This window comes from Comamonas guangdongensis (genome assembly GCF_041079535.1).
Taxonomy (GTDB): Bacteria; Pseudomonadota; Gammaproteobacteria; order Burkholderiales; family Burkholderiaceae_C; genus Comamonas; species Comamonas guangdongensis.
The window spans coordinates 18,206-32,473 of record NZ_JBFYGN010000035.1 but is presented as its reverse complement, the minus strand read 5'-3'; the positions used below and the strand labels follow the sequence as shown (position 1 = coordinate 32,473).

The following is a 14,268-nucleotide window of genomic DNA, read 5'->3' as shown; positions in this document are numbered from 1 at the left end:
TGCGATGTGCGAGGCGTGGGAAAAAGATCCAAGTCGCTTTAGACTTCATCCGCACCATCTCACTGTGGGACTGAACACTTAGTCTTGTTGGACGATGGGCTGGCAGTTGTTTTTTCTTACGCTGTCTCCATGCTGGATTTCAAACCAACAAGGAGACATTGATGCGTTTAGCAGGAAAAGTGGCCGTGGTCACGGGGGCTGGCCAAGGCATGGGGCGCGCGATCGCCCAGCGTTTCGCCGACGAAGGTGCAACCGTGGTGGCGGTGGACCTGAACGAGGAAGCCGCCAAGCAGACTCTGGCAGGCAAGGATGGCAAGCATCTAGCGCGCTCGGTCAATGTGGCCGACAGTGCGGCCATCGACAAGCTGTTCGCCGAGATCAAGCGGGATCTGGGTACGGTGGACGTGCTGGTGAACAACGCCGGCGTGGGCTCGGTGGACCAGTTTGCCGATATCCCTGACGCCACCTGGGAGCGCGTGATCGGCGTGAACCTGAATGGCGCCTTCTACTGCGCCCGTGCGGCCGTCAAGCAGATGCAGGAGGCCAAGGGCGGAGCCATCGTCAATATCTCCAGCACATCGGCCGTGAGCGGCGACGGCCCGGCGCATTACTGCGCCTCCAAGGCCGCGCTGATGGGCCTGACCCGCGGCATGGCCAAGGAGCTGGCGCCCAAGAAGATCCGCGTGAACACCCTGGTTCCCGGTCCCACCAACACTCCCATGATGCAGGGCATTCCCCAGGAATGGGCCGACGCCATCATCGCCGGCGTGCCCATGGGCCGCATGGCCGAGCCCGAAGACATTGCCAAGGTGGCGGTGTTCCTGGCCAGCGACGACAGCGGTTTTGTGACCGGTCAGAACCTGGCGGTCAACGGCGGCAGCGCCTTCCTGTAAGGAGTACGAACATGAGCAAGCGTCTGGAAGGCAAGGTGGCATTCGTCACCGGTGGTGGCTCCGGCATCGGTGCCGCAACGGCCGAGCGTTTCGCCCAGGAGGGTGCCACGGTGGTGATCTGCGGTCGTCGCAAGGAACCTCTGGAAGCGGTGGTGACCAAGATCAAGGCCGCGGGTGGCAAGGCCGAGGCCGTGGTCGCCGATGTGGGCCAGGAAGCGCAGATCGTCGGCGCTCTGGAGCAGACCGCCAAGAATCATGGCGGCCTGGACATTCTGGTCAACAACGCCATGGCCTATACCTGGGGCGGCATCGAAGCCATGTCCACCCAGGACTGGCAGGCCAATTTCGCAACCTCGGTGGACGGCACGTTCTGGGGCACCCGCACCGCGCTGAAGCTGATGAAGGCCAAGGGCGGCTCCATCGTCAACTTGAGCTCCATCTGCGGCACGCTGGGCACGCCCTATATGTCGGGCTACTCGGCGGCCAAGGCGGCCGTGATCAACTTCTCGCGTGCGGCCGCGGCCGAAGGCGCAGCCGCCGGCGTGCGCGTGAACGTGGTGATCCCTGCCGTGGTCGAAACCCCGGCCACGGCCGGCATGCTGGCCGACGAGGCTTCGCGCAAGAACACCGAAAAACTGATCCCCATGGGCCGTGTCGGCCAGTCCGAAGAGCTTGCCAATGCCATCCTGTTCCTGGCCAGCGACGAGGCCAGCTATGTGACCGGCGCCGCACTGCCCGTGGACGGCGGCCGTTCCGCCGTGCTGGTGACGGCGCTGTAAGAAAGAGTCTGAAGAGATGAGTGAACCCGTGAATCAGTGGCCACAAACGCTGGAAGAGCGTATCGACCGCCTGGAATCGCTGGATGCGATCCGTCAGCTGGCAGGCAAGTATTCCCTGTCGCTGGACATGCGCGACATGGATGCCCATGTCAACCTGTTTGCGCCCGACATCCGCGTGGGCAAGGAACGCGTGGGGCGCGAGCACTTCAAGGCATGGCAGGACAGCACGCTGCGTGACCAGTTCACGGGCACCTCCCACCATCTGGGCCAGCACATCATAGAGTTCGTGGACCGGGATCACGCCACCGGCGTGGTCTATTCCAAGAACGAGCATGAGTGCGGCGCCGAGTGGGTCATCATGCAGATGCTGTACTGGGATGATTACGAGCGCATCGACGGCCAGTGGTTCTTCCGCCGTCGTCTGCCCTGCTACTGGTATGCCACGGACCTGAACAAGCCGCCGATAGGCGACATGAAGATGCGCTGGCCGGGTCGTGAACCCTACCACGGCGCTTTCCATGATCTGTTCCCGAGCTGGAAGGCATTCTGGGCCCAGCGCCCCGACAAGGACGAACTGCCGCAGGTGGCCGCACCAGCGCCGCTGGAGCAGTTTCTAAAGACCATGCGCCGCGATACACCGCCCCCGCGCATGCGTGTGCGCTAAGGAGTCCGCATGAGTCAAACTCTTTTCACGCCCGTCAAGCTGGGCAAGATTGCTTTGCAAAACCGCGTGGTCATGGCACCCATGACGCGCAACCGTGCTGCCGAGGATGGCGTGCCCACCGAGCTCATGGCCGAGCATTACGGCCAGCGCGGCGATGCTGGCCTGATCGTGGCCGAAGGCAGCTGGCCCGAGGTCACGGGCCAGGCCTACTGCCGCCAGCCCGGCATAGAGACCGCCGAGCATGTGCGCGGCTGGCGACGCGTGACCGATGCCGTGCATGCGCGCGGCGGCTCCATCGTGCTGCAGATCATGCATTCGGGCCGTATCGGCAGTCATCACATCAAGCCCCGGGGCGTGCGCTCGGTGTCGGCTTCGGCGATCCAGGCCCAGGGTCAGATCTGGACCGATGCGGCAGGCATGCAGAATTTTGACGTGCCGCAGGCCCTGACCACGGAAGAGGTGCGCCAGGCCATTGCCGAGCATGCTGCGGCCGCCAGGCGGGCCATGGATGCGGGCTTTGACGGCGTGGAGCTGCACGGCACCAGCGGCTATTTGTGCATGCAGTTCATGAGCTCGGGGGTCAACCGGCGCGGCGACGAGTACGGCGGCAATGCCGCCAACCGCGTGCGCTTTGCGGCGGAATGCCTGGCAGCCATGGGAGATGCGATCGGGGCCGAGCGCGTGGGCCTGCGTCTGAACCCGGGCAACACCTATAACGATACCTCGGACGAGAACTCCGCCGCCACCCATGCCGAACTGATGCGCCAGGCAGCCAGGCAGGGCATTGCTTATCTGCATGTGATGCGCGCCGTGTTCGACCCCAGCATCGACGCCTTCAAGCTGGCGCGCGAGAACTTTGGCGCCAACCTCATACTCAACGACGGTTTCGATGCGCAAAGCGCCGAAGCCGCGCTGCAGGCCGGTGAGGGCCAGGCCATCTCGTTTGCGCGTCATTTCATCGCCAACCCCGATCTGGTGCGGCGCATGCGCCTGGGCCTGCCACTGTCCAAGTTTGACCGCAGGACTCTGTATACGGCCGGCGCCGAGGGCTACAACGACTACGCCCCGGCAGCCGAGGCGCAGCCGGCCTGATCGCTAGAAACCTGGCGCCGTCGGCGCCAGGAGGACACCGTGTTCATCGTGTTGGCCGCATCTCCTTCGGGGATGCGGCTTTTTTTATTGCGCGGAAACTGTCGCCAGGACGTCGGACCGGGCCGGCTCAAGCCGCTGCATGGATTTCAGGGTATTTCCCGATAATCACCGTCATTCAACGCATAGGCGCTATCAATTTTGTTGCAAAAGGAGCGACTTCGTTAGTCTCAACGGACGATGTTGGCAAAGGCTCTCATCCCCAGAATCCTCAGCATCACTAAAAAGGATTTGGGTTGGAGGCCCCGACATCATGATGGAAATACGTGGACTGGCGTACGTTGTTGCCGAGAGCTCTGATTTGGATCGTTGGGTCGGCTATGCACGCGATGTGCTTGGCATGATGCCCAGCACCACGGCCGACGGCGATCTGCTGATCAAGATGGATGAGCGTCAATTCCGCTTCCAGGTGCAGCCTGGCAGCAATGACAAATACTCGGCATCCGGCTGGGAGGTGGCCAACAAGGAAGCCTTTGAGCAGGCGCTCAAGGTGCTGCAGGCTGCCGACGTGCACTACGAGATGGGCAGCCCCGAGCTGTGCGCGAAGCGCCATGTGCAGCAGCTGGCCGTCGTGATGGATCCATCGGGCAACCGCCACGAGATCGTCTGGGGCTTCAAGTCCGATTTCGTCCACTTTGCCTCGCCTCAAGGGGTGTCGCGCTTCATCACCGGCGACTACGGCCTGGGCCATACCGTGCTGCCGGCTCCCGACTTCGACAAGACCGTGGCCTTTGCGCGCGACGTGCTAGGTTTCGGCCTTTCGGACATCTACAACTTCAAGCCTGCGGGCGATGCCGGTCCCACGATCCGCATCCACTTCTTCCACTGCGCCAACGGCCGCCACCACAGCCTGGCGCTGGCCGAGTTCCCTTCTGCCGCGGGCTGCGTGCACGTGATGGTCGAGGTGGACAACATGCCCGAGGTGGGCCGCGCTATGGACCGCATGCAAAAGAGCCAGGTCAAGCTGTCCGCCACCCTGGGCCAGCACACCAACGACAAGATGATTTCGTTCTACATGAAGACGCCCTCGAACTTCGATCTGGAGTTCGGCTATGGCGGCGCCATCATCGACTGGGATCAGCACATCACGCATGAGTTCACGACCGTAAGCCTCTGGGGGCACGACTTCAGCGTGGGCCGCCCCGAAAGCAAGCAACAGGAGGCATGAGACATGGCCAATAAATTGATGACGGCAAAAGAGGTTGTGGCATCCATCAAGGATGGCATGACGATTGGTATCGGTGGCTGGGGGCCGCGCCGCAAGCCCATGGCCCTGGTGCGTGAGCTGCTGCGCAGCCCCGTGAAGGATCTGACCGTGGTCGCCTACGGCGGTGCCGACGTGGGCATGCTCTGCGCGGCCGGCAAGGTCAAGAAGCTGGTCTTCGCCTTCGTCTCGCTGGATTTCATCCCGCTCGAGCCCTATTTCCGCAAGGCGCGCCAGAGCGGCGAGATCGAGGTCATGGAGATCGACGAAGGCCATATGGTGCTGGGCCTGAAGGCCGCGGGCATGCGCATTCCCTACATCCCCACCCGCGTGGGCCTGGGCACCGACGTGCTCAAGCACAACAACGGCATCAAGCTGATCGAGTCGCCTTATGACGGCAAGGAGTGGCTGGCCATGCCGGCCATCCATCTCGACGTGGCCCTGCTGCATGTAGACCGCGCCGATGCACGTGGCGTGTGCCAGATCGCCGGTCCCGACATCTATATGGACGACCTGTTCGCGCGCGCTGCCAGGAACACTTTCGTGAGCTGCGACGAACTCGTGGAGTCCAGCAGCTTCGAGTCGGCCGAGGCCGCGCGCCTGGTGTTCTGGGAGCGCTCCGAAACCACGGGCGTGGTGCATCTGCCCGGCGGTGCTCACCCCACCTCCTGCGCGCCGCTGTACGGCTTTGACGTCAAGCACTTCAAGGAGTACGTGGCCAGCAGCAAGGAAGAGGGCGGCTGGAGCGACTACCAGCAAAAGTACCTGCAGTGCACGGAGCAGGAGTATCTGGAAAAAGTGGGCGGCATGGAGGCGATCAAGCGCCTGCCCTTGCCCGTGTTCTGAGGAGGCGGAAGATGAGTGAAATTGCATTGGTGGATCGCGTCATCTGCGCCGCGGCACGAGCCTGGGAAAACGACGGCGAGGTGCTGGCCACGGGCATTGGCCTGGTGCCGCGCCTGGCGGCATCGCTGTGCATGAAGTCCCTGAATCCGGATCTGATGATGACGGATTCCGAAGCCTGGATCGTGGGCGAGCCCGTGCCTGTGGGGCCGCGCGGCGACTACGAGATCAAGCGCGAAACCTGGATGGGCTTCTCGCGCATCTTCGACAATGTCTGGGGCGGCAAGCGCCATGCCATGGTGGGTCCGGTGCAGGTGGACCGCTTCGGCCAGGGCAATATCTCCATGGTCGGCAGCGACTACGCGCGGCCCAAGTCCATGATGCTGGGTGTGCGCGGCTTTCCGGGCAACTCCATCAACCACGCCAATTCCTTCTTCGTGCCCAACCACAGCACCAAGGTGTTTGTGGAAGGCGAGGTGGATGCCGTGGGCTCGGTGGGCTACAACCCCGCGCGCCTGGCCAAGGGCTGGACCCTGGAGGAGACGACCGACATCCGCTTCATCTTCACGAATCTCTGCGTGATGGACTTTGGCGGCCCCGGCTATCAGGCGCGCCTGTTGTCCCTGCACCCCGGCGTGAGCGTGGAGCAGGTGCAGCAAGCGACGGGCTTCCCCTTGCACATCCCCGAGAGCGTGGGCGTGACGCCCGATCCCGCGCCCGAGCAGCTGGCATTGCTGGCCCAGCTCGATCCGCACAATCTGCGCGCGACAGCGATGGGAGCCTGAGATGGAAAATGCGGCTGCCAGCGAATTCGTGACGCGCGAGGACCAGGCTGTCTACGAGACGCAAGAGCCCGTGCTCTACAGCGTGGACAACGGTGTCGCCACGGTCACCATGAACCGGCCCACGTTCAACAACGTGCAGAACTCGCAGATGACCTATGCGCTGGATGCGGCGTTCCGCCGCGCCACCGACGACGACAGCGTCAAGGTCATCGTGCTGCGCGGCGTCGGCAAGCATTTCAGCGCGGGCCACGACATAGGCACACCGGGCCGCGACATCCACAAGCCCTTCGACCGCGTGCATCTGTGGTGGGACCACACCAACAAGCCCGGTGGCGAGCAGCTGTTCGCGCGCGAGCAAGAGGTGTATCTGGGCATGTGCCGCCGCTGGCGCGACATTCCCAAGCCCATGATCGCCATGGTGCAGGGCGCCTGCGTGGCCGGCGGCCTGATGCTGGCCTGGGTCTGCGATCTGATCGTGGCCAGCGACGACGCCTTCTTCCAGGACCCCGTGGTGCGCATGGGCATCCCTGGCGTGGAGTATTTTGCCCACGCCCATGAGCTGCATCCACGCATCGCCAAGGAGTTTCTGCTGCTGGGCGAGCGCATGGGGGCCGAGCGTGCCTATCAGATGGGCATGGTCAACCGCGTGGTTCCGCGCGCCGAGCTCGAGGACCAGGTCCATGCCATGGCCCAGCGCCTGGCGGCCCAGCCGCGTCTGGGCCTGGCGCTGACCAAGATGGTGGTCAACAAGGCCGAGGAACTGCAGGGCCTGCGCTCCACCATGGACATGGCTTTCGGCTACCACCACTTTGCCCATGCTCACAGCCAGGCCATGGGCATGGGTCAATTGGGCGGCCAGGACGCGAAGTCTATGGCCAAGGCCAATAAAGAAGAGTCAAAGGCATGAGCAATATGAACGACATGGGCAGCTTGCGCACTCCCATCTGCGACCTGCTGGGCTGCCGCTATCCCATCATCCAGACCGCCATGGGCTATGTGGCCGGTGCCGATCTGGTGATCGGCACGACCAATGCCGGTGGCTTCGGCTTCCTGGCCGGTGCCACCATTGCCGCCGACAAGATCGAGGCCGAGATTCTGCGCGTCAAGCGCGAGACCGATGACCAGCCTTTCGGTCTGAACTTTCACATGTTCCAGCCCAATGCCCAGCAACTGCTGGATCTGGCGGTCAAGCACCGGCTGCGTGCGGTCAGCTATGGCCGAGGCCCGGACAAAAAGGTGATAGGCCGTTTGCGCGACGCGGGCATAGTCTGCATGCCCACCGTGGGCGCCTTGAAGCACGCCCAGAAGGCGATCGAGATGGGCGCCAACGCCATCACCGTGCAGGGCGGCGAAGGCGGCGGCCACACGGGCAGCGTACCGACCACGGTGCTGCTGCCCCAGGTGGTGGATGCGGTCGATGTGCCCGTGATTGCCGCCGGCGGCTTCTATGACGGCCGCGGCCTGCTGGCGGCGCTGGCCTATGGCGCATCGGGCATCGCCATGGGTACGCGCTTTCTGATGACCAGCGACTCCAAGGTTCCCGCCGCCACGCTGCAGCGCTATCTGGCCACCAGGGATGCCGAGAAGATCGCCATCTCGCACCTGGTCGATGGCATGCCCCAGCGCATGATTCCCAACGAATACCTGGCCATGCTGGAAAAAGCCAGCCCCATGAAGCGCCTGCGCATCGCGCTGAGCCTGGCGCTGCAATGGAAGGCCGAGACCGGCATGACCACGGGCCAGGCCATTGGCATCTTCATGCAGGCCGTGCGTGAGGACTCGTCCTCCGTGGCCCAGACCGTGATGGCGGCCAATGCCCCGATGCTGCTGCAGCGCTCCATGGTGGACGGCAACCCGGCCGAGGGCGTGATGTCGGCCGGCCAGGTGGCGGCGCTGATCGGCAAGCTGGACAGCTGCGAGGACGTGATCGGCGGCATCGTGCGCCAGGCCATGGATAGACGCAACGCATTGAATGCACTGACTACCGCATAACAACAAGCCAACGAGACCGGATATGTCCACTCAACAATTTCACTCCCATATTCATGACAACGGTGTGGCCGAACTGGTCATCGACCGCGCTCCCGTCAATGCGCTGAATGCGGCCGGCTGGAACGGTCTGGCCAGGGAGATCCAGGCGCTGGGCGACAGGCCCGAGGTGCGCGTCATCGTGATCCGTGCCGAGAACCGCGGCTTTTGTGCGGGCGTGGACATCAAGGAGCTGGCCGGCAACGACAAGCTGATCGTCGATGTGAACGCCGGCAACTACGCGACCTTCAAGGCCGTGCACCTGAACAAGGTGCCGGTGATCGCTGCCGTGCACGGCTTTGTGCTGGGCGGCGGCATCGGCATCTGCGGCGCCTCCGACATCGTGATCGCGGCCGAAGACGCGACCTTCGGCCTGCCCGAGGTGGACCGCGGCGCCATGGGCGGCGCCGCCCATCTGCAGCGCATGTTCGGCGTGCAGAAGACCCGCTATCTGTTCTTCACGGGCGAGATGATCGGCGCCCAGGAAGCCCTGCGTCTGGGTGCCGTCGAGCGCGTGGTGCCGCGCGAGCAACTGCGCGACACGGCCCTGGACATCGCGGCCAGGATCGCGGCCAAGAGCCCGGCCATGATCCGCATCGCCAAGGAAGCCCTGACCGGCATTGAGGACGGCAACCTCGAAGACAAATACCGCTGGGAGCAGGGCTTCACCCTGCAGGCCTATATGAGCCCCGACTCCGCCGAGACGCGCAGCGCCTTCGTGGAAAAGCGCGACGCCAAATTCTGAGCCCCAAGCGCAAAGAGGAGACAAGACATGGATTTGACATACACCCCGGCGCAGAAAGCTTTCCGCGCACAAGTGCGCGCCTGGCTCAAGGACAACGTGCCCAAGCAGCGCCTCAAGAGCTATGACACCCGCGAGGGCTTCGAGCAGCATCGCGAATGGGAAGCCAGGCTGGCCGAGGGCGGCTACAGCGCCGTGATGTGGCCCAAGGAGCTGGGCGGCTGCGGTTCGGACCTCACCGAATGGCTGATCTTCGAAGAGGAATACTGGGCCGCCGATGCGCCCCAGCGCGTGAACCAGAACGGCATTCTGCTGTTGGGCTCCACGCTGATGGAATTCGGCACGCCCGAGCAGAAGGCCCGCTTTCTGCCGCGCATGGCGCGCTGCGACGATATGTGGGCCCAGGGCTGGTCCGAGCCCAATGCGGGCTCCGACATGGCGGCCATCAGCAGCCGTGCCATCCGCCAGGGCGACAAGTTCATCCTCAACGGTCAGAAGATCTGGTCCACCCGCGCCATCTTTGCCGACTGGCTGTTCGGCCTGTTCCGCAGCGACCCCACATCGAGCCGCCACCACGGCCTGAGCTACATCCTGGTGCCTTTGAACACGCCGGGCATCACCGTGCGCCCCATCAAGGCGCTCAACGGCAAGGACGCTTTCGCGGAAGTCTTCTTCGACGATGTGGAAGTGCCCGCCGAGAACCTGATCGGCGCCGAAGGCAAGGGCTGGCATGTGGCCATGGCCACGGCCGGCTTCGAGCGCGGCCTGCTGCTGCGCTCGCCGGCCCGTTATCAGCGCAGCGCCCAGAAGCTGCTGGAGCTGTATCTGCGCCACCAGGTGGAGGCCGACCGCGACCACTCCTTACGCGACGCCGTGCTGCGCGCCTGGCAGGGGGCCGAGGCCTATACCCTGTCCTCCTACCACACCGTGGGCCGGCTCTCCAAGGGGGCGCAGATCGGCGCCGAGGCCAGCACCAACAAGATCGTCTGGTCCGAGCTGGACATCCTGATCCATGAGACCGCGATGCGCATCCTGGGCCCGCGTGCCGAGCTGACCGACGACGCCGAAGCCAATGAATGGCTCGAGGGTTTCCTCTTCGCGCAGGCCGGCCCCATCTATGCGGGCAGCAACGAGATCCAGCGCAACATCATTGCCCAGCGCATGCTGGGTCTGCCCAAATCCTGATCGGCAGGGAGACAAACATGGACTTCACTTTTACCGAAGATCAAACCGCATTCCGCGACTCGGTCAGCCGCTTTCTGATGACCGAGGCCGCGCCCGAGCTGCTGCGCGACATCTGGGAGACAGAGTCCGGCCGCTCGCAGGAGCTGTGGGCCAAGGTCGCCGAGCAGGGCCTGATGGGGCTGTCCGTGCCCGAGGCCGAAGGCGGCATGGGCCTGGCCGACATCGACTGGGCGCTGCTGCTGCAGGAGGTAGGCTATTACGCGCTGGCCGACGCCTTGACCGACACCGCCTATGTGGCCGTGGGCATGCTGGCTGCCCTGCCCGCAGAGCATGCGGCGCGGGCCTGGCTGGCCAGGATCGCCGAGGGCAGCTGCCGCGTGGCCGTGGGCCATCCCCTCAACCCCCATGTGGCGGATGCGGCCCTGGCCGACGTGCTGCTGCTGCCCCATGCGGGCAGCGCCGGCCTCGAGTTGCACCTGGTGGAGCGCGCGCAGTGCGAAATCACGGCGCTGGGCAGCATCGATGCTTCGCGCCGTCTGTTCAAGGTGCAGTGGACGCCCGGCGACGCCACGCGCCTGATCGGCGGCGCCCAGGGCCAGAAGGTCTGGGACACGGCGGGCGAGCGCGGCGCGCTGGCGGCGGCGGCCCAGATGCTGGGCCTGGCCCAGCGCATGCTGGACCTGTCGGTGGACTATGTGGCCCAGCGCAAGCAGTTCGACAAGGTGATAGGCAGCTTCCAGGCCGTGCAGCACCATCTGGCGGACATAGTCACCAAGATCGAATTCGCCAAGCCCGTGCTCTACCGCGCCTTCTATGCGCTGCAGCATGGCGAGCCCGACCTGGCCGTGCGCATCTCCCATGCCAAGCTGCAGTGCAGCGAAGCCAGCTGGTTCGCGGCCCGCAACAGCCTGCAGGTGCACGGCGCCATGGGCTATACCTGGGAAGTGGATCTGCAGATGTTCATGAAGCGCGCCTGGGTGCTGGATGCGGCCTGGGGCGACAAGAGCCACCACGCGGCCCGCCTGACCCAGGGGCTGCTGCGCAGCCCCCAGGCACCCGTGGGCCCCGGCGCCACCTTCGACCGTGAAGCGCAGCAATGCGGCGGCTGCGGCGCGCAGACTGCCGCCAGGAATATCGCCGAGGAGATGGCAGCATGAGCAACCAAGCCTATATCGTTGATGCGCTGCGCTCGCCCACGGGCAAGCGCAAAGGCTCTCTGGCCAGCGTGCACGGCGCCGATCTGGGTGCCCATGTGATCAAGGCCCTGGTCGAGCGCAATGACATCCCCGCAGCCGACTACGACGACGTGATCTTCGGCTGCGTGGACACCATAGGCGCTCTCGCCGGCGACATCGCGCGCACGTCCTGGCTGGCTGCGGGCATGCCGCTGAACGTGCCCGGCACCACGGTGGACCGCCAGTGCGGCTCCTCCCAGCAGGCCATCCACTTCGCGGCGCAGGCCGTGATGAGCGGCACCCAGGATGTGGTGCTGGCCGGCGGCGTGCAGACCATGACGGCGATTCCGATTTCCTCGGCCATGCTGGCCGGCCAGCCCCTGGGCTTCACCACGCCGTTCGCCGAGAGCAAGGGCTGGCAGGCGCGCTTCGGCGATGCGCCCGTCAACCAGTTCTATGCCGCGCAGCGCATTGCCGACCATTGGGGCGTAAGCCGCGAGGACATGGAGGTGTTTGCCAAGGAAAGCCATGACCGTGCGCTCAAGGCCATTGCCGAAGGTCGCTTCGAGCGTGAGGTCGTGCCTTTTGGCGATTTCAGCATGGACGAGACCGCGCGCCAGAGCACGCTGGAGAAGATGGCCACGCTGGAGCCCGTCGATCCCACCTACCCCAAGATCACGGCGGCGGTGTCCAGCTCCACCTGCGATGCGGCCGCCGCGGTGCTGGTGGTGTCCGAGGCCGCGCTCAAGCGCTACAACCTCACGCCCCGCGCGCGCATCCACCACATGAGCGTGCGCGCCGACGATCCGATCTGGCATCTGACGGCGCCGATTCCCGCCACGGCGCATGCGCTCAAGAAGGCCGGCATGAGCATGTCCGATATCGACCTGGTCGAGATCAACGAGGCTTTTGCCTCGGTGGTCATGGCCTGGCTCAAGGAAACCGGCTACGACCATGCGAAGACCAACGTCAACGGCGGCGCGATTGCGCTGGGCCATCCGCTGGGGGCCTCGGGCGCCAAGCTCATGACCACCTTGCTGCACGAGCTCGAGCGCACCGGCGGCCGCTACGGCCTGCAGACCATGTGTGAAGGCGGCGGCCAGGCCAATGTGACCATCATCGAGCGCCTCTGAGGCCGGGCGAAGCAGGCGCCGCCCGGCGTCTGCAGAGGTTTCAGGGTTTCGCAAGTCATTCCAACCACAGCAACGGAGACAAGGGCATGCCAGACAAAGCGAACGGCGCGGATCGCCGTGCATTTCTCATGGGGGCGGCGGCCACGGCTGCGGCTGCGGCCCTGCCCGCGGCGCCGGCCGGCGCCAGGTCTGTGGCCCGGGGCGCCGCCCCCGCGGATGCCATCGCCATGGCCGCGCAACTGCGCCAGGGGGAGGTTACGCCGCTGGAGGCCCTGGACGCGGCCATTGCGCGCGTGGAAGCGCTGCCCAAGCTCAATGCCGTGGTCATCAAGGACTATGAGCTGGCGCGCGAGCAGGCCAGGAGGCTCTCCGGCCTGGGCCGCGAGGCGCGCCGGAAGGCGTGCGAGGCCGCGCCGCTCTGGGGTCTGCCCTTTGTGCTCAAGGACCTGGGCGTGAGCATGGAGGGAACCGTGACCTCCAACGGCTGCGCCTTCTTCAAGGATGCGGTGGCCGCCCGCGACTCCACGCTGGTGCAGCGCTACAAGGCCGCGGGGCTGAATATCTTCGGCAAGACCGCAGCGCCAGAGTTCGGCATGACCACAACCACGGAGTCCAGGCTCTACGGCGTCACGCCCAATCCCTGGAATGCGGGGCGCACCACGGGTGGCTCCTCGGGAGGTACGGCGGCCGTGGTGGCGGCCGGCATTTTGCCCGTGGGCCATGCCAGCGACGGCGGCGGCTCGATCCGCATTCCGGCTGCGCACTGCGGTCTGTTCGGGCTCAAGCCCAGCCGCGGCCGCGTGCCCGCGGGGCCCGATGCCCTGGACGGCGCCGTCGGCCTGTCCGTCCATCACGTGATCAGCCGCAGCGTGCGCGACAGCGCCCTGCTGCTGGACCTGACGGCCGGGACCGAGCCCGGTTCGCGCGTGCGCCCGCCGGCCGATGTGCGCCACGGCTATCTGCAGTCGCTGCGCCAGCCCGAGCGCGGGCTGCGTATCGCCGTCTGGCGCAAGAACTACTTCGGGGTTCCGGTCCATGCGGACTGCCTGGCGGCGGTGGACAAGGCCGCCAGGGCCTGCGAGGCCATGGGCCATGTGCTGGAAGAGGCCATGCCGGAGCTGCCCGTGGCCGAGATCTATGCGGGCATGGGCGCCGGTATGGGCGCCGGCATGCTCAGCGCCGTGGAGCACCGCGAGAAGCTGCTGGGCCGCGCGGTGCGCGAGGACGAGATGGAACCGCTGGACTGGGCCGCGCTGCAGTCCGCCAGAAAGGCCGGAGCCCTGGACCTGTTCCGGGCGCGCGCGGGCTTCGACAAGGCGGGCCAGCTGCTGGACGCTTTTCTGTCCCGCTACGACCTGATCCTCAGCCCCACCACGGCGGTGCCGGCCCAGCTGCTGGGCGCGTTGCGCCTGGACCAGCCCTACGCCAGCTATGCGGCACAAGCCATGAATTCCTCGGCGTTCACCTCGCTGTTCAATATCAGCGGCCATCCGGCCATGTCGGTGCCTCTGCACTGGACCGAGGACCACATTCCCGTGGGCTCGCACTTTGTCGCGCCCTTCGGTGGCGAAGGGCGGCTGCTGCGCCTGGCGGCGCAGCTGGAGCAAGCCCTGCCGTGGGCGGCGCGCATGCCCGATCTGTCGGCTTTCAAAGCGTAATTTCAACAGCGCAGACCGGCCGGAGGGCCG

At 65.5% G+C, this 14,268-nt stretch carries 14 protein-coding genes; all 14 read left to right on the top strand.

Features of this window, described 5'->3' with window-relative positions; translation table 11 throughout:
- The first annotated feature begins 161 nt into the window (after positions 1-161).
- The 14 genes from AB6724_RS20375 to AB6724_RS20310 all read left to right on the top strand — a co-directional run bounded on the left by AB6724_RS20375 (position 162) and on the right by AB6724_RS20310 (position 14,238).
- Positions 162-893, top strand: a complete 732-nt coding sequence (locus AB6724_RS20375) for an SDR family NAD(P)-dependent oxidoreductase (protein WP_369340372.1) — start codon at positions 162-164, stop codon at positions 891-893.
- 11 nt (positions 894-904) lie between these two features.
- A complete protein-coding gene (locus AB6724_RS20370) occupies positions 905-1,672 on the top strand; it encodes an SDR family NAD(P)-dependent oxidoreductase (protein WP_369340371.1) in 768 nt (255 codons plus the stop codon).
- A gap of 16 nt (positions 1,673-1,688) precedes the next feature.
- Entirely contained in the window at positions 1,689-2,336 is a 648-nt protein-coding gene (locus AB6724_RS20365) for a nuclear transport factor 2 family protein (protein ID WP_369340370.1), read from the top strand.
- A 9-nt stretch (positions 2,337-2,345) separates the two neighbouring features.
- Positions 2,346-3,428, top strand: coding sequence for an alkene reductase (locus AB6724_RS20360; RefSeq protein WP_369340369.1), 1,083 nt, complete (start codon positions 2,346-2,348; stop codon positions 3,426-3,428).
- A 310-nt stretch (positions 3,429-3,738) separates the two neighbouring features.
- Positions 3,739-4,653, top strand: coding sequence for a VOC family protein (locus tag AB6724_RS20355; RefSeq protein WP_369340368.1), 915 nt, complete (start codon positions 3,739-3,741; stop codon positions 4,651-4,653).
- A gap of 3 nt (positions 4,654-4,656) precedes the next feature.
- Entirely contained in the window at positions 4,657-5,535 is an 879-nt protein-coding gene (locus AB6724_RS20350) for a CoA transferase subunit A (protein WP_369340367.1), read from the top strand.
- An 11-nt stretch (positions 5,536-5,546) separates the two neighbouring features.
- Positions 5,547-6,317: a CoA-transferase subunit beta gene (locus AB6724_RS20345; protein WP_369340366.1), complete on the top strand. Its 771-nt coding sequence runs from the start codon at positions 5,547-5,549 to the stop codon at positions 6,315-6,317.
- Between the two features lies 1 nt (position 6,318).
- Positions 6,319-7,224, top strand: coding sequence for an enoyl-CoA hydratase (locus AB6724_RS20340; protein WP_369340365.1), 906 nt, complete (start codon positions 6,319-6,321; stop codon positions 7,222-7,224).
- The gene (locus AB6724_RS20335; protein ID WP_369340364.1) at positions 7,221-8,309 is read left to right on the top strand and encodes an NAD(P)H-dependent flavin oxidoreductase; all 1,089 of its coding nucleotides are present in this window, start codon (positions 7,221-7,223) and stop codon (positions 8,307-8,309) included. Before AB6724_RS20340 ends, AB6724_RS20335 begins: the two co-directional genes overlap by 4 nt.
- 22 nt (positions 8,310-8,331) lie before the next feature.
- Positions 8,332-9,090, top strand: coding sequence for an enoyl-CoA hydratase family protein (locus tag AB6724_RS20330; protein WP_369340363.1), 759 nt, complete (start codon positions 8,332-8,334; stop codon positions 9,088-9,090).
- 27 nt (positions 9,091-9,117) lie between these two features.
- Positions 9,118-10,272, top strand: coding sequence for an acyl-CoA dehydrogenase family protein (locus AB6724_RS20325; protein WP_369340362.1), 1,155 nt, complete (start codon positions 9,118-9,120; stop codon positions 10,270-10,272).
- 17 nt (positions 10,273-10,289) lie between these two features.
- On the top strand, positions 10,290-11,429 hold the full coding sequence (locus AB6724_RS20320) for an acyl-CoA dehydrogenase family protein (protein ID WP_369340361.1): 1,140 nt from the start codon (positions 10,290-10,292) through the stop codon (positions 11,427-11,429).
- Positions 11,426-12,580 (top strand): acetyl-CoA C-acetyltransferase, encoded by a 1,155-nt coding sequence (locus tag AB6724_RS20315; protein WP_369340360.1) that lies wholly within the window; start codon positions 11,426-11,428, stop codon positions 12,578-12,580. Before AB6724_RS20320 ends, AB6724_RS20315 begins: the two co-directional genes overlap by 4 nt.
- Before the next feature lie 86 nt (positions 12,581-12,666).
- Complete coding sequence (locus AB6724_RS20310) at positions 12,667-14,238, top strand: amidase (protein WP_369340359.1); 1,572 nt, start codon at positions 12,667-12,669, stop codon at positions 14,236-14,238.
- Positions 14,239-14,268 lie beyond the last annotated feature (30 nt).